Genomic DNA, 17425 nt, shown 5'->3' with positions numbered 1-17425 from the left:
ATGAATGACGAGATGAACGAGAGTCAAACAAGTAATATGACAACTTCAGCCAATAACCCGTTAGGTGCTAATGTCGTCACCGAAGCATTAGATACACTGACCCTGCCTTTTGGCGGTAGCCGTTTAATCGAGGCCAGCGCAGGCACGGGTAAAACCTTTACCATTGCCGGGCTCTATGTTCGCTTACTGCTTGGCCATGGTATCGAAGCACCGCTCACCTGCGAGCAAATTTTGGTAGTAACCTTTACCAATGCCGCAACGGGTGAGCTTAGAGACCGAATTCGCAAGAAAATTCAGCTCGCTTATCGTTGTTTTATCGGTCTTAAAGTCGATGACGATTTGATAAACTCACTTTATCGTGCAACCCCTGAAGCAAACCTGCCTATCGCCCGCAAACGTCTAGACTTGGCGTTAAAGTCCCTCGATGAAGCCGCGATTTTCACTATTCATGGTTTTTGTCAGCGGATCCTGGCAGATATGGCGTTTGAGTCATCTTTACTGTTTGAATCTGAGTTTACCCTCGATGATAGTGAGTTTCTGCACCATGCCGTACGGGATTTTTGGCGCGAGAAATGTTATCCACTAACTGGCTGCTTAGCCGATGCGATTGTCAGCAAATTCGCCGATCCCGATGCCCTCTCCCGTCAGCTCAGGCCTCTTTTAGGCGCCAGTAGCGCTGTAGCCAGTCCAAAGCCTCAAGACTTTGCAAAGCTAGAAGCAGAACTGACTCAAAGCCTTAGCCGCTTTAAGCTTATCTGGCCTAGAGAGCGCGAGCAAACCGAAGCCCTGCTACATGCGCTGCCATTAAATGGCGCTCGCTTTGGCAAAAAGGCCGACGGCTACCCTAAGCTGGCGAAGATGCTCGATGATCTCGATAACTGGGTTGCCTTCGGTCAGGCTCTGCCACCAGCAAAAGTTCTTGAAGCTCTCTCGCTTAACGAGCTTAAGCTAAATAAAGGCGGTGAAGTGCCCTCGGCGCAGCAAGCCCCTATGCTGGATCATATCGAGAGGCTGGCACTGCTTATCGCAAGCCTTATTCCAAGCTTTCTATATTGCGCAAGAGACGGCATCGCCACACGCTTTGCCAAGCAAAAACTTGAGCGTAACCTGCTAACACCAGATGATCTGCTGTTAACACTGGCTAAAGCGCTTACTGAGACTAATAAAAGCAGTCTGGCTACAGATAGTAAGCTTGCTACAGATAGTCACGAAGTGAAAGAGAACAGTTTAGCCAGCAGCATCGCCCGCCGCTTTCCGGTGGCGTTAATTGACGAGTTCCAAGATACCGACCCATTGCAGTTTGAAATCTTTAACGCTATCTATCAAGGCTCCGGCCCTAAAGGTACAGCAGCTAATGGCGACTCGGCGCAAAATGACAAACTTAGCCTGTTGATGATTGGCGATCCAAAGCAAGCTATCTACGCCTTTCGCGGCGCCGACATTCACACTTATATTCAAGCCCGCGCCCAAACAGCAAAGCACTACAACCTAGATACCAACTATCGCTCGAATAAGCAGATGGTAGATGCGGTAAACGGGATCTTCAATCACAGAGACGATCCTTTTATCAGTCAGTCCATCCCCTTCGAGCCAGTAAAAGCATCGAGCTTTGCTGACAAGAAAGTGCTTAATGAGAAAAACGCAGACAGCAGTGCACTAAGGTTAAGACTATTAAGTGAAGAAGCTGAAAAAGGCCTGAATAAGACCACGGCGAGGCAATTAATCGCCGATGATGTCGCCGATGAGATTGCTCGACTTTTAATTGATGCACAGCAAAACCTGTGCGCAATTGGCAACAAGCCGCTAAGGGCCAAAGATATTGCTATCTTGGTTAGAGACAGGCACGAAGCCAATGTGGTTCGAGCCGCCTTGGGTCAGCGCCAGATTGGCTCGGTATTTTTAAGCCGTGATAGCGTCTTCAACACCTTGGAAGCTAGAGAACTGGCGCTGGTGCTTTATGCCATGGCCGACCCTAAAGATGAGCGTGCACTAAGAAGTGCATTAGCCACCTCACTGCTCGGTTATAGCGCCGAAGCGATTCATAGCTTTAACCAAGATGAAGATAAGCGTCAAACTCTGCTGGAGCAATTTGCTCAGCTGCATCAAGTTTGGTTAAAGCGCGGGATCATGCCTGCTCTGCTGACACTTGCAAGCCAGACACAAATCATTGAACGTTTGCTTAATGGTGAAGAGGGAGATAGGCGCTTAACCGACTTTAGACACTTAGGTGAACTGCTACAGCAAAAAGCTACCGAACTCGATGGTAGCAGCGCGCTAATCAACTGGTATGAGCAAGCGCTGATTGAAAATCTGCCAAACGAAGAGGCGCAGCTGCGTTTAGAGAGCGAGCAGAACCTAGTTCAAGTGGTCACGATCCATAAAAGTAAAGGGCTTGAATACCCTATCTGTTTTGTGCCCTTTGTCAGCCTGAGCCGCGATAATCGTAAAAGACCCGCCCCTATGCTTTACCATGATGACAATCAGCTTATTTGGGATATTGAACAGACAGATGAAGGTTGGGATCGACAAAAGCGAGAGACCTTAGCGGAAGATCTACGCCTACTTTATGTCGCGCTGACAAGGCCCGTACTTAAGTGTTATTTGTATATAGCCAACCATAGTCGGTTTACTAAAAAGTCGGGGATGACGAGCCAATTACATGAAACCGCTATCGGTTATTTGTTAGGAGTCGAAGATAAGGCCTGCGATTATGCCCGACTACTCGCTCAGGCTCTATTACTGCAACAAAAAGACTCTAAGGCCATCAGCCTGACTGAATTACCTGCAGCGGGCGCAGATGACCACAGTGACAAAGCACTTGTCGTGCTAGAAAAAGATGAAACGGTACCAATTGATTTTGCTCCCAAAATCCTCAATCGCCCTATGCTAACGCCTTGGCGTGTAGGCAGTTACTCTGGGCTTGTGAAACATTTAGCCCATGAAAAAGTGCTACCAGGTATGGATGATGAGCAGTTTCCAGAGCTAGATGTCATCATAGATGAAGTTGATAGCTCGCCATCACGCTTTAGCTTTGAACGCGGCGCTAACGCCGGTAGTTTTATGCACTTAGTGTTAGAGCTAATTGACTTCACGCAGGCGCAAACCGATCTTGAGGTGCAGTTGCCTATCGCCATGGCAAAATACGGCATTGATGAAAGCTGGACCCAAGTGCTCAATGACTGGTATCTAGATCTGCTTTATGCGCCTTTAGCCAAAGATAACTCCTTAATGCTTGCCCAACTTACTGCCAGCCAAAAACTAGTTGAGATGGAGTTTTATCTGCCAATCACCGCCCTTAATTGCGACAAACTCAATACGCTTTTGACTGAGTTTGGTTACAGCGCAGGCCTTAGCTTTGACGAATTACAGGGTATGTTAAAAGGCTTTATCGATTTAACTTTTGAGCATAATAGTCAGTTCTTTATTGCCGATTATAAGTCGAATCACTTAGGGGATGACTTGAGTCATTATCACTACGCCAATATGCAACTGGCTATCCGCAGTCATCGTTACGATCTGCAATACATCATCTATACCCTTGCCCTGCACCGTTACCTGACGCTGAGAATGCCGAACTATGATTACGATCTGCATATGGGGGGTAGCTTTTATCTTTTCTTACGTGGCATGTCGGCAAGCTGTCCACAATCTGGCGTATTTTACGATAAGCCGCCAAAGTTACTCATTGAAAAGCTCGATGCCCTATTCGGTAATAATATGACAGCACAAAATTTAGCACAAACCAATAGCGCTCAAGTGGAGGTCAAATGATCACCACCACTAAACCGATCAACGATTTACTCAAAGAGTGGCAGCAGCAGCGACTTATCACCTCGCTCGATCGTCACTTTGCCCTGCAATTAGCCCAGCTTCATCAAGAATCTGCGCCACTATTTACCCTTATTTGTGCCTTGGTAAGTCAGTACTTATCGAGTCAGCATACTTGCCTGCCGCTAAAGCAGATTGATAGCGAGAATCCTTTTAAGGAGCAGAGCAGCCAATGCCGAATCAATATAAACATTGATGAACTTGAACAAACACTATTACAATTTGATGCCATTGGCACAGCCGATGACGCCGAGCTTAAACCTTTAATAATCGATAAAGGCAACTTGTATCTTCAGCGTTATTTTAACTATGAAAAGCAAGTGGCAGAGCATCTGAATCGACTCTCGTTTGCGCCAGTCGAATCAAGTCTTAGTCAGGATAAAGCGCTTGATGACGCCAGCGAGTTATTAAATCAGCTATTTCCAGCCAATGAGCAGCAATACGACTGGCAAAAGATAGCCACAGCCACTGCGATGACCAAAAAGCTAGCGGTTATCACTGGCGGCCCTGGTACAGGAAAAACCACCACGGTCACCAAGCTTTTGTACTTGTTATGCTCAAGACAAGAGATGACAATTAGGCTCGTCGCGCCAACAGGCAAGGCTGCCGCGCGCCTTAGTGAATCGATTAAAGCTTCAAAGCTCAGACTTGCCAGTGAGATGAATCAAGTCGGCGTTGTCAATCTAGAGAAAAACATCGCTAAGATCCCCGAAGAGGCTGCCACCTTACACCGTTTGCTTGGGGTGATCCCAAACTCTCACCAATTTAGGCACCATAAAGATAATCCACTTCGACTGGATCTGTTAGTGATAGACGAGGCCTCCATGGTCGACTTGCCTATGATGCACAAGGTGCTTTGTGCTCTACCTGAGCATGCCAAGTTAATATTGCTTGGCGACCAAGACCAGCTCGCCTCGGTTGAAGCGGGCGCAGTGCTTGCCGATATCTGTGCGGGTTTAAAGCAAGTTAATAAGAAGACAAAACAAAGCCGCTGGCAGATGCATTACTCACTGGCTCAAGTTGAGCTACTGAGCCAGTTAACCAGCACTTCATTAGCGGAGTTTACTAGCCTAAATCCTAAAATAGGTGACAGTTTATGTATGCTAATGCACAGCCATCGTTTTCAGGGTGATGCCGGTATTGGTCAGCTAGCAACCGCGGTTAATCACTCTAACCTGCCTCGCATCGCCGAAGTTTGGCAGACTGGCTATCAAGAGTTGTGCTGGCTAGAGCATACAATATCTAATACTGCCCACGGTAACAGTTCAGCGGGTAATAAGGGACTCGAGGCACTACTTGTCCAGACCATAGAGCAATACGGGATATATCTGGCGGCCATGTCGCAAGGAGACGTCGATGCCGACAAGATTATCGACAGCTTTAATCAATACCGTATTTTATGTGCCATGCGCGCAGGTGAATATGGTGTTGAAGGCATAAATCAGAGCGTCACCACAGCACTAGCCGCTAAGGGACTTATCCATCCTGAGCAAGAGTTTTATGCTGGCCGCCCTATTATCATTCAGAGCAATGATTACAACCTCGGATTATTTAACGGTGATATTGGATTGATTTTACCCGATAGCAGTAGCCAAACCGGTCGTTTAATGGCGCACTTTATTCAGGCTGATGGGAGTTTACTCAAAGTATTACCTGCTCGATTACCTAGCCATGAAACCTGTTATGCCATGACGGTGCATAAGAGCCAAGGCAGCGAGTTTAGCCACGTGTCTTTAGTACTGCCTGTAAAGCCAAGTGTTGCCCAGCAGCAACTCTTAACTAAAGAGTTGGTTTACACAGCCATCACTCGCGCTAAGCATCACTTTACCTGCCTAGGCAGTCAACGAGTGTTTGAACAAGCTAGCCGTAGTCTAACCCAGCGCGCATCGGGTTTAGCCCAACGCTTATGGCGCGATTAATTTATTCAATTAAGTTTTTCGAGTCGAACCTGTGCTTTTAGAGGATTACCAGTAAAGTGGTGTTGTTGATCTCTAAAAGCGCAGCAAAATGGCTAAATAAGCCACATTGAGATTAAAATCTCGAATATAAAAACAGCATTTAAGCAAAATCAGCTAGGCAATACTTGCATTAAAAAGTGATTACGCCATAGTGATTCAGCTGACTTTTATCATGGGTAACAGGTGGAGACAAAATGACCCAAAAGAATTTATTATTGTTGTGTGGCGGCGGCGGAGATGAGCACAGTATCTCACTGTTATCGGCCAATTTTTTTGAAGCGCAACTCGCCACTTTACCCCACTTTAATGTGCTGCGCGTTGAACTCAATGCTAAAGGTCAATATCTCACCCAAGCAGGCGAGCTTTGCGAGCTAACCAATAGCAAGCAAATTCGTTTTGATGACCCAAACAAAGCCCCATGGAATGTGGACTATGTCATCCCTTGTATTCACGGCTACCCCGGTGAAACCGGAGATATCCAGTCCTATTTCGGCTTAATCAATCTGCCTTACTTTGGCTGTGACTCAGAATCGAGCAGCAACTGCTTCAATAAAGTCACCGCTAAAATGTGGTTTAGCGCGCTTGGGATCCCCAATACGCCGTATATTTTCTTAAGCGAGTTTAACCAACAGGCTATAGAACAAGCTGAGGCTGCATTGGTAAAATGGGGCTCTATCTTTATTAAAGCCGCTTCACAGGGCTCATCGGTTGGTTGTTACCGAGTAGATAGCCTCGTTCAGCTAGCCAGTTCACTGGAAGAAGCGTTTACCTACTCGCCTTATGTGGTTATCGAGAAGACTATTACCGCACGCGAATTAGAAGTCGCCGCCTATGAAGTGAATGGTGAGATCATCGCCACCAAACCGGGGGAAATTATCTGCGCTAGCAATACTTTCTATAGCTTCGATGAGAAGTATGCAGAAAACAGTCAAGCACTGACTGTCATTGAAGCTGATGTTGATGAGGTGATTGCCAAGCAAATTCAAGATTACGCGATTAAAGCGTTTAAAGGAATGAAGCTACGTCACCTGTCGAGAATTGATTTCTTCTTAACCGAAGACAATGAAATCTTGCTTAATGAGATCAACACCTTCCCTGGGCAAACTCATATCTCTATGTTCCCTAAGATGCTACAAAATCATGGTCATGATTTTGCCCAGTACCTTTCGGGTAATATTTTGGCGCAGTTAAAAAGCTAACGTAATAACTTACGTCTTTAGCCTTAAAAACAAAAGCCAGCGCAATATGCGCTGGCTTTTTAGTTTCAAGCTATCAAAGCAAGACTAGCCTACCAACCTTCTACACCTTTCATATCAGGAAGGTGATGAGCAATACCTTTATGGCAGTCGATACAGGTCTTCTCACCACTAGCAAGAGAGGTAGAGTGCATCTGAGCCGCTCGCGGTGATTGACGGGTAAAGTCCATGTAATCGAAGTTGTGACAGTTACGGCACTCCAGCGAATCGTTAGCCTTTAAACGCGCCCACTCATGCTCAGCAAGCTCACGACGCTTCTCTTCAAACTTTTCGCGAGTATTGATAGTACCAAATACCTTACCCCACACCTCTTTCGATGCTTGCATCTTACGAGCAATCTTATCGGTCCAGTTATGAGGTACATGACAATCAGGACAAGTCGCTCGCACACCACTTCGGTTAGTAAAGTGAATGGTCGATTGCATCTCTTGGTAAACGTTGTTTTCCATCTCATGGCAACCAATACAAAACGCTTCTTGGTTGGTGACTTCTAGAGCAGTGTTAAAGCCCCCCCAGAATATCACCCCAGCAACGAAGCCACCGAGTGTTAGAAAGCCTAAGCTGTAGTGAACACTAGGCTTTCTCAGCACTGTCCATACCTTTTTAAGGAAAGATCGTAATTTAGCGATCATAACTACTCCTAGTGCGCTTTCTTATTAGAATCGGCTTTCATTAGCTGGTCCATATCCACAAACTCATTTGGCACTAATATCTTAGCGTCTAGTTGTGGTACGTGGCATTGGGTACAGAAGTAACGTCTTGGTGAGAGCGTCGCCAGAAAGTTATTCTCACGGTCCATGTAGTGAGTTACGCTCACCATCGGCGCTTGTGAGTCACCCGTACGGCTACGGTCATGACAAGACATACACTTATTAACCTTTAAGTTAACCTGATAACCATCAATCTTATGAGGGATCACAGGTGGCTGCATCGGATAATTACGCACTTCTTTTACGTCAGAGTTAATCACTTTTTGCATCGCAGGTGGCGTTGGCTCGACGTTCAACGGCGCATCACGCAGCGTCGCTATTTTGTCTGCTGGAATAACCTCAGCTGAAACACTAAAAGCACTTGCTAAAGATAAGCTCACCAAAGCAGCTGCAGATACTCGTGTTAATGTTTTCATTATTATTTCTCCTTATGCCTTGACGATCTTCACTGCACACTTCTTAAAGTCGGTCTGCTTAGACAGAGGATCTGTCGCATCGAGAGTCACCTTGTTAATCAGCTGACTGGCATCGAACCAAGGCACAAACACTAATCCCACAGGAGGCTTGTTACGCCCACGGGTTTCGACTCGGGTCTTAATTTCACCTCGGCGAGAAATCACACGTACTTCATCACCCCGGCGTAAGCCTCGCTGCTTCGCATCTTGTGGATGCATAAAACATACAGCATCAGGGAAGGCGCGATATAACTCAGGAACGCGTTGAGTCATTGAGCCTGAATGCCAATGCTCTAGTACACGACCCGTTGATAACCAGATATCGAACTCTTCATCTGGTGACTCAGCAGCAGGCTCGTATGGCAATGCGAAAATCACCGCTTTACCATCTGGCTTGCCGTAGAATTCAAACCCTGTTCCAGGCTTCACATACGGATCGCTACCTTCTTTAAAGCGCCATTTAGTCTCTTTACCGTCCACCACAGGCCAACGTAGACCGTGTACTTCATGGTAAGTATCAAATGGTGCCAAATCATGGGCATGGCCACGACCAAAGGTGGCGTACTCTTCAAATAAGCCTTTTTGAACGTAGAAACCAAAGTCTTCAGCTTCATCATTCATGTACTTGCTATCTCTATCTGATAGCGGGAATTTCTCCACGTTACCGTTTTGATATAGCACTTCAAACAATGTCTTACCTTTGAACTCAGGGTTAGCTGCAAGCACATCGGCTGGCCACACTTCATCAGTCGTAAAGCGCTTTGAGAACTCCATTAGCTGCCATAGATCTGAACGAGACTCACCCGGTGCTTTCACCATTTGATGCCAGAACTGAGTACGACGCTCGGCGTTACCATAGGCGCCCTCTTTCTCAACCCACATGGCAGTTGGCAGAATAAGATCGGCAGCCTGTGTGGTGACAGTTGGGTAAGCATCTGATACTACGATGAAGTTTTCAGGGTTACGATAACCTGGTAATCCTTCTTCATTAATATTAGGACCGGCCTGCATATTGTTGTTCACCTGCACCCAATAGGCATTGATGTCACCATCTTTTAGACGACGGTTTTGCTCAACGGCGTGATAACCAGGCTTTGGCGGAATGATGCCACTTGGAATACGCCAAATCTTTTCAGCAATCGCTCTATGCTTAGGATTCTTAACCACCATATCGGCTGGCAAACGGTGTGAGAAAGTTCCCACCTCACGCGCCGTACCACAAGCTGATGGCTGACCCGTTAATGAGAATGGGCTGTTACCCGGGGTAGAGATCTTACCGGTTAGCAGATGGATGTTATAAATCAGATTGTTACACCATACACCGCGAGTATGCTGGTTAAAGCCCATGGTCCAGAAAGAGGTGACTTTCTTGTTTGGATCAGCATAAATCTCAGCCAGCTCGATGAGCTTATCTTCTGGTACACCGGAAAGCTTGCTTACAGACTCAACGTCGTAATCGGCAACAAACTTCTTAAATGCCTCAAAATCGATAGGTGTTGAGTCACCCGCTGTTTTAACGTTCTTGGCCGCTTTTTGTAGCGGATGCGATGGACGCAGGCCATAACCGATATCAGTTTGACCTTGGCGGAAATTAACGTGCTTATTAACAAAGTCCCAGTTAACTTTATCGTTTTGAATGATGTAGTTAGCAATAAAGTTCAACATTGCCAGGTCAGTTTGTGGCGTAAATACAATGCCTAAGTCGGCAAGATCGAATGATCTATGCTCAAAGGTCGACAGTACAGAAACTTTAACATGAGGTGCACTTAGGCGACGGTCTGTAACACGGCTCCAAAGGATCGGGTGCATCTCAGCCATATTTGAGCCCCAAAGCACGAATGCATCGGCCGCTTCCATATCATCATAACAACCCATTGGCTCATCGATACCAAAGGTTCGCATAAAGCCACCAACGGCAGAGGCCATACAGTGACGTGCGTTAGGGTCGATATTGTTTGAACCAAAGCCTGCTTTCATTAGTTTTGAAGCAGCGTAACCTTCCCAAACTGTCCACTGGCCAGAGCCAAACATACCGATAGCGGTCGGCCCTTTGTCTTTAATGGTTTTCTTCCACTTTTGCGCCATAGTGTCAAAGGCGGTATCCCAAGAGACGGAAGTAAACTCACCGTTCTTATCATACTTACCGTCTGTCATACGTAGCATTGGGGTTTGCAGTCTATCTTTACCGTACATGATCTTTGATAGGAAGTAGCCTTTGATACAGTTAAGACCCTTGTTGACTTCACTTTCTGCATCACCATGGGTTGCAACCACTTTACCGTCACGCGTTGCAACAATCACCGAGCAACCTGTACCGCAAAAACGACACGGCGCCTTGTTCCATTCTAGTTTTGTTTCTTCTGAACTGGTGATCAGGTTACTCGCGGTGGCGGGTAAGGCTAAACCGGCAACACTTGCTGCAGTCAAAGCAGCGTTGGCCTTCATAAATTCGCGTCTGTTCATTTTCATTGTTCACCCTCTTCAAGCACTTCACTTTGGTGATAAACCATTGCAGCCGACAACACTCCTGGGATGGCATTAATAGTTTCGATACTTGTCATTAATGATTTCTGGCTATCGCCTTCTAGCACTACGACCAATTTCACTTCGTTATTTACCGACAATTCGGCGTTTTCCATTTCGATGATGGTTTGCCTTACTGCTGACATCTGCTCAGGTTGTACTTGAAGTACTAAGCTTGTTACATGAAGTTCATTGCTCATCTTTATTACTCTATTTATATTTTTGTTTTTATAGGCTTAACCTGCACCTGGTGGGCCAGTCAGAATTTGGGCAAACCAAATTGCAAAGCCGAGACCAGATACAAGCAAAACAGATAAAAGGGGGGCGAGAAATACAGTCAGAAAAATGAATATTCTAAACTCTAATTTTTTCTCATCATTCGGTGTGGAACTCATAAATCCTCCAACGAGTGGGACTATCTAACATGTTTTTATGGTGAGTCGATTTATGTTAAAGCCAGAAAATTAATCGGCTATTACAGCCATTTACTCTTTGCTTTCATCTTGCACAAAATGATATCAATAAGTTAACAAGATTCTGTATACCCACAATTCGGTAAAAGCATACTCAGGTTGATCCAGATCATCATTTTTAAAGCTTAATTACCAAGATCACCCTTCCTAAGTACTAATTCCGATTAATAAACCAGTAAAATCACTTATTAAGCTATTCATAACATTCTAAACAATGGGTTAAAACAGGTTAAATATCAAACGATTCGATGGGTTTTATAACAAAATATTCACTAAGAGGTATTAAGCTTATTTTTAATATTGGTTAAATAACATTCAAACTGTGAGTGAAATTATGGTTATTGCAGAAATGAGAAATGAGATGGCAAGTGTTTTATACCAATCAGAATAATGTTATACCAATCAGTATAAGAAGTTGATCTACTCAGAGTGTTTTTTGGCAAACTAATTCAAGGCGAATAGCTGTAAGAATGGCTATTCCCTTGTAAAGCTTTTCAACGCTGAAGTAGGCAGCCAAAAACGCTCCAGAATGGCGAGTTTTAGCGGTTCTGATGCTGTGTTAACGAGCTTAACCGTAGAACAACTATGCTCTTCACTCGTTGCCTTGCCTCAGAACCGCTAAACTCTCGCTGAGCGACCAAATCTTTATACTGATTGGTATTATGAGGCGTCAAATGGGAATTAAGCGAGATAGAGAAGAATCATCTTTTATCAAAAAAAAGACATAAAAAAACGCACGGGGTTAACCGTGCGTTTTTTAGTGCACAAACAAATCTAACTTAACATCATGCTTGAGCTATCTGATTCAAAATACGCTTTTCCGAAATAGGATAAGCCGTACCCAGTACCTGTGCAAAACAAGAGACCCGATATTCTTCAATCATCCAGCGAGCTTCAATTAGAGATTCTGGAATAGGTTGTGACTTAGGCAACTTAGCCATTTGTGCTTTGAGTAGCTCTTGAACCTTATTTACACTCAGCATATGTAAGCGGTCACGGTTAGGGTCAACGGGGAGCTTCTCTAGACGATTCTCAATCCCCTTTAAGTAGCGGTTCAAATCGCCTAATCGTTGCCAGCCAGACTGCTCTACAAAACCTTTAAACACCAATTGGTCTAATTGGCTTTGAATATCACTCATCGCAAACGCGATATCTAGGCTGATCTTGCCCTTTAAGCGTTTCTTAATACGGTTGTAGATAGTTAAGATCTCTTCAACCTTCAATGCAATTTTCTCAGCGGTAGGGTTCAGTTCCTGTCTGACCCAGTCTTTGGCCTCGGTAAAGGCTGTTTGTGAGCGTACATCAATGCCCTTTTCATCCAAGAGTTGCTGCACTGCCGCAGACAGAATGTCATCTATCAGGATATTAACCTGACCGAATGGGTTAAAGTACATTGCCAGTTTAGCCTTATTAGGCAAGGTTTTTTGCAAGTGCTTTACTGGTGACGGAATGTTTAACAGCAATAATCGCTGTAAGCCAACACGATGGTGTTTTTGCGCTTCAAATTCATCATCGAATAATTTAATCGACACACTGGTTTTATCATCCACCAGCGCAGGGAATGCTTTGACTTCAAAGTTACCTTTTTTCTGCTCAAACTGCTTAGGCAAGTCTCCAAAGGTCCATTGCTCAAGACCCTTTTTCTCTATGCCTGAATCGGCAACGCTACGAATAGCCTGTACAACTTGGCCCTGCATACTCGCCTTTAATGGCTCAAGCTCACGCCCTTCTGCCAACAATTTGCCTTTGTCACCTTCAATTTTAAAGTTAACTAATAAGTGCTTGGCTAACTGGCTTAGATCAAAATCTTCGGCTGAAATGCGCGTTCCACTCATGCGTAACAGTTGTTTAGACATGGCATCAATCAATGACAACTCAAATGGCACCATAGCTTGCAAACACGCTTTGGCGTAATCAGGGGCAGGAACAAAGTTACGACGTAATGCTTTAGGCAACGACTTGATTAACGCAATACACTTTTCTTCACGCAAACCTGGCACAATCCAGTCAAAGTCTTGCTCATCGATCTGATTAATCAGGGCAACAGGAATATGCACAGAGACGCCATCATCGAGGCTTGAGGGCTCAAAGTGATAACTGGCTTTAAGCACCAAGTTGCCTTTATGCCATTTTTCAGGGAAATCCAGCGCTGATATATGGTCACTACTACGCTGCATCAAGGTTTCACGCTCAAAATCGAGCAGTTCTGGCGTGGACTTTTTAGTCTCTTTCCACCACTTTATAAACTTAGGAGCGTTATAAATACCATCAGGTATTTTAGGCTCATAAAATGCGTATAAGGCTTGTTCATCAACAAGAATATCGCGGCGGCGCGACTTGTGCTCAAGCGATTCAATATCCAGTAATAACTTCTGGTTATTAATGAAAAACGCTTCATTGGTGCGTAATTCACCATCGGCAAGTGCCGAACGAATAAAGATCTCACGCGCTTCAACAGGCTCTACAGGGCCATATTGCACCTTGCGTCGGTTGACAATTTGCAGGCCAAACAGCACTTGGTTCTCTAATGCGACCACAGAGCCTTGTTTGGACTCAAAGTGAGGCTCTACGTAGTTCTTTTTAACCAAATGCGCCGCTAGAGGCTCAACCCATTCAGGTTGAATTTTAGCGCAACAGCGGGCAAATAAGCGCGAGGTTTCAGTCAGCTCTGCCGCCATAATCCATTTAGGACCTTTTTTGGCTAATGGTGAGCCTGGAAACACAAAAAACTTGCGACTACGTGCACCTAAATACTCGTTGTCTTTATCTTTAAAACCAATATGACTTAAAAGACCTGTCAATAACGAGCGATGTAAGCCTTCATAATCAAGCTCTTCGGTAGGAGAGTTAAGTTTCCACTTAAGCTCATGGGTTGCTTGCCTTAACTGAGTGTACAAATCTTGCCATTCACGTACACGTAAATACGCTAAAAACTCACTCTTACACAGCTTTCTAAACTGATTACTCGACAGTTCTTTTTGGCTTTGCTTAATGTGATCCCATAGATTTAGCCAAGAAACAAAATCAGAATCTTTATCGCTATAGCGATTATGGGCTTGATCGGCCGCTTGCTTCTTGTCCATTGGACGCTCGCGCGGATCTTGAATCGACAGACCAGCAGTAATGACCAGCGCTTCATGTAGACAACCATTTTGCTGCGCTTCTATCACCATACGCGCCAAACGCGGATCCACTGGGATGTGCGCCAATTGACGACCCAGCTGTGTTAAGTCTAAGCGGCCTTTCTTTTTAACGACCGCTTGCAGCTCTTCGAGTAACATAAAGCCGTCACGAATATAACGTGAATCTGGTGGCTGAATAAATGGGAAGCCTTCGATATCGCCTAAACCAATCGCCAACATCTTTAAAATAACCGATGCTAGGTTAGTACGCAGGATCTCGGGATCAGTAAATTGAGGACGAGAGATAAAATCGTCTTCACTATACAGCCTAATACAAATACCCGGTGCCACACGACCACAACGACCCTGACGCTGGTTAGCACTAGCTTGAGAGATAGGCTCAATAGGTAAACGCTGCACCTTAGTGCGGTAACTGTAGCGGCTAATACGCACAGTACCCGGGTCAATAACGTAACGAATACCCGGAACCGTTAACGATGTTTCAGCCACGTTGGTCGCCAATACGATTCGGCGGCCTACATGACTGCTAAACACTTTAGATTGCTCGCCATAAGATAGGCGCGCGTAAAGCGGTAAAATCTCAGTATCACGATAATTACGTCGATTAAGCTGCTCAGCAACGTCACGAATTTCACGCTCACCATTCATAAAAATAAGAATGTCGCCAAGCCCTTCTTGCATCAACTCATCAGTTGCTGCAAATATGCCTTCAACAAGATCTAAATCATCATCTTGGTCTTGGACTAATGGGCGGTAGCGCGTTTCAACCGGATAAGTACGGCCTGACACTTCAATCACTGGCGCATTATTAAAGTGCTTAGAGAAACGATCGACATCAATGGTTGCCGAGGTAATAATCACCTTAAGATCGGGACGTTTGCTCAATACATTTTTCAAATAACCCAAAATAAAATCGATGTTAAGGCTACGCTCGTGAGCCTCATCGATAATAATGGCGTCATATTGGTTTAAGTATTTATCATTGGTTAACTCGGCGAGCAAAATACCGTCAGTCATTAACTTAATGTACGAGTCGTTATTAATTGCATCGGCAAAACGAACTTTAAAACCAACGGCTTCGCCTAGTGGCGTATTCATCTCTTCGGCGATGCGGGTAGCAACACTGCGCGCCGCTAATCGGCGTGGCTGAGTATGGCCAATCAAGCCTCGAGACCCCAAACCTAATTCTAAACAGATTTTAGGAAGCTGAGTGGTTTTACCGGAGCCAGTTTCACCCGCCACAATCACCACTTGATGATTGGCAATCGCAGCAGCAATTTCATCGCGCTTTTGCGAGACAGGTAAACTATCGGGATAGGTGATTTTTGGACGGTTAGCCAAACGCAACTCGACTTTTTGGCGAGACTCAAGCGCTAACAGCTCAAGTGCTTCTAGAGTGGCTGTTTTTTTCTCTGAGTCGGGCTCTTTTCTGAGCCTAAACAGACGACGCCTAATTTTTGCGGCGTCCGCTTCATAACAGGATTTTAAGAATGCGTTAGATAAAGGATGCTGTTGCGAACTCAAGTGCAAATTCCATAGCCAAGACGAAAGAGAGTGATCCTAGCAAGTAACGCAGTATGTTGGTATAGCTGGCTTAAAAATACTTGATGTTCTCAAGCTGAACAGGCCATTTTAATAGCCCTGCTCAGCTAAAATTGATAAGAGCCAGCATTATGGCTCTTATCAGCTGCAAATATGAAGTGAATTGTTATCTGCTAATTAGGCCGGTGACAGATAACACTGCTGCATATATGTGTTAATCGCTTCGAGCACGTTAGCACGGCTAATTGTACCGACCACCTTACCCTCTTCAACCACTGGATAGATTTTCGGCTTAGGCCCTAACATCTGTTCAGCCAGTTGCAACACGCTTGAGTTTGGCGTGACAGATAACACATCGGTGCGCATACAATCTTTTACAATCGCAATTAAATCGCAGTGATAGCTACTCTTAAGCATCACTGCAAGGCAGTCCTGCTGTGACAAGAAGCCCACTAGCTTACCATCAGCTTCAACCACAGGTGCACCAATTTTCTTATTTGTTAGTAATAGCTCTACTGCCGTGGCTAACGACATAGAAGGCGATAATAATACAGGTTGGCGATCCATGTGTTCTTGTACATTGATTGAATCCATTGCATTCCCCTATTAAGTTGCTCTTTTTTAGTTTAGCTAAGAATTAACAACTACGGCGGGGATTAACGCGATAAGCTAAATCGGCAAAGGTTTTAGCGAAAGTTAAGCTACCTTGTAGTCTACGACTCCAAAAGCAGCAACTTAAATGGTGACTAACAAATGAAATGCGCTCAGTCTGCTGCAGGAGACTAGAAAATGAGTTATTGACGCCATAGTTGTTTGTTAGGTACGTATTTCGACTCGCCAAGGCGGATTAAGGCGGTTTTCACCTGCCCAATAAAGTTTAATTTTATTACCTGAAGGATCAAGTAAAACAGCTTCTCGCCATAAGTAACTTTCATCTGTAGGGTCTTGTTCGAAATTAATGCCTTTAGCCTTTAGTTGATTAACCAAATTATCCAATTCTTCGTGTTCGAAATAGATAACCGTACGACTTATAAATTCAGAGTTGTCTAATGATAATGAAAAAGTTGAATCACCTTCAGGACATTCAAAACGAGCATAGTGTGGAGTATCAACTATTTGAATAAAACCTAGAGCACGATAAAACTCCGTAGACGTTTCCATATTATTTACTGGTAACGTAACTTGATTTAAATTCACTTAAGCTCCTTGTCAGCCTAACTCCCTATAAGGGGCAAATTGTAGTAGACAAAAATAAGCGACAAAGGAACAAAAGCCAACTAATTTAGTCCTGATTTTTTTGCTTGCTATGTTGAGGTTCTAACCAATTTTTATTTGATAAATGTAATGAATAAACAACAATACATCCTGTAATGACTACAGCAACAAAATCCTGCCAATCGAAAATTCCTGTTCCTAAAGTGGGCTGCATTACCTCATATATTACACAACCAACCATTATCCAAAATGCTGAGGTGGGAGCTTTTGTGAAAGATTCTTTAGATAGTCCGATTAAAAGAAAAATCGCAGTAATAGTCCC

12 protein-coding genes are annotated in these 17425 nt (G+C 44.6%); 3 read left to right on the top strand and 9 right to left on the bottom strand.

All coding sequences use genetic code 11. The annotated features are described in order from the left end of the window. The 3 genes from recB to K5Q73_RS20440 all read left to right on the top strand — a co-directional run bounded on the left by recB (window position 1) and on the right by K5Q73_RS20440 (window position 6985). Window positions 1-3771, top strand: a complete 3771-nt coding sequence (recB, locus tag K5Q73_RS20450; protein ID WP_374706894.1) for an exodeoxyribonuclease V subunit beta — start codon at window positions 1-3, stop codon at window positions 3769-3771. Continuing rightward, window positions 3768-5747 carry an exodeoxyribonuclease V subunit alpha gene (recD, locus tag K5Q73_RS20445; RefSeq protein WP_220763200.1) on the top strand — a complete coding sequence of 660 codons (1980 nt, stop codon included), beginning with the start codon at window positions 3768-3770 and terminating at the stop codon, window positions 5745-5747. The genes recB and recD overlap by 4 nt, the downstream gene beginning before the upstream one ends. A 233-nt stretch (window positions 5748-5980) precedes the next feature. Then, window positions 5981-6985: a D-alanine--D-alanine ligase gene (locus K5Q73_RS20440; protein WP_220763198.1), complete on the top strand. Its 1005-nt coding sequence runs from the start codon at window positions 5981-5983 to the stop codon at window positions 6983-6985. 89 nt (window positions 6986-7074) lie between these two features. On the opposite strand, the gene K5Q73_RS20435 is transcribed toward K5Q73_RS20440, so the two are convergent. From K5Q73_RS20435 to K5Q73_RS20395, 9 genes are all read right to left on the bottom strand, one after another. Continuing rightward, a complete protein-coding gene (locus K5Q73_RS20435; RefSeq protein ID WP_220763196.1) occupies window positions 7075-7674 on the bottom strand; it encodes a cytochrome c3 family protein in 600 nt (199 codons plus the stop codon). Window positions 7675-7682: 8 nt separating this feature from the next. Beyond that, window positions 7683-8168, bottom strand: a complete 486-nt coding sequence (locus tag K5Q73_RS20430) for a nitrate reductase cytochrome c-type subunit (protein ID WP_220763194.1) — start codon at window positions 8166-8168, stop codon at window positions 7683-7685. Window positions 8169-8180: 12 nt separating this feature from the next. Further along, complete coding sequence (gene napA, locus K5Q73_RS20425) at window positions 8181-10670, bottom strand: nitrate reductase catalytic subunit NapA (RefSeq protein ID WP_220763378.1); 2490 nt, start codon at window positions 10668-10670, stop codon at window positions 8181-8183. Between the two features lie 2 nt (window positions 10671-10672). After that, window positions 10673-10930 (bottom strand): chaperone NapD, encoded by a 258-nt coding sequence (locus tag K5Q73_RS20420; RefSeq protein ID WP_220763376.1) that lies wholly within the window; start codon window positions 10928-10930, stop codon window positions 10673-10675. A gap of 36 nt (window positions 10931-10966) precedes the next feature. Beyond that, on the bottom strand, window positions 10967-11125 hold the full coding sequence (locus K5Q73_RS20415) for a periplasmic nitrate reductase, NapE protein (protein ID WP_220766174.1): 159 nt from the start codon (window positions 11123-11125) through the stop codon (window positions 10967-10969). Window positions 11126-11988: 863 nt separating this feature from the next. After that, window positions 11989-15870, bottom strand: coding sequence for an ATP-dependent RNA helicase HrpA (gene hrpA, locus K5Q73_RS20410; protein WP_220765783.1), 3882 nt, complete (start codon window positions 15868-15870; stop codon window positions 11989-11991). 195 nt (window positions 15871-16065) lie between these two features. After that, window positions 16066-16482, bottom strand: coding sequence for a CBS domain-containing protein (locus K5Q73_RS20405; RefSeq protein WP_220765784.1), 417 nt, complete (start codon window positions 16480-16482; stop codon window positions 16066-16068). Window positions 16483-16704: 222 nt separating this feature from the next. Next, entirely contained in the window at window positions 16705-17085 is a 381-nt protein-coding gene (locus K5Q73_RS20400; RefSeq protein WP_220765785.1) for a VOC family protein, read from the bottom strand. A gap of 85 nt (window positions 17086-17170) precedes the next feature. Next, on the bottom strand, window positions 17171-17425 hold a 255-nt coding region (locus K5Q73_RS20395; RefSeq protein WP_220766173.1), incomplete at its 5' end, for a hypothetical protein.

The organism is Shewanella sp. MBTL60-112-B2 (assembly GCF_019655055.1).
Taxonomy (GTDB): domain Bacteria; phylum Pseudomonadota; class Gammaproteobacteria; order Enterobacterales; family Shewanellaceae; genus Shewanella.
Note: the sequence above shows the minus strand (reverse complement) of the source record. Positions and strands in the feature narration are given on the sequence as shown.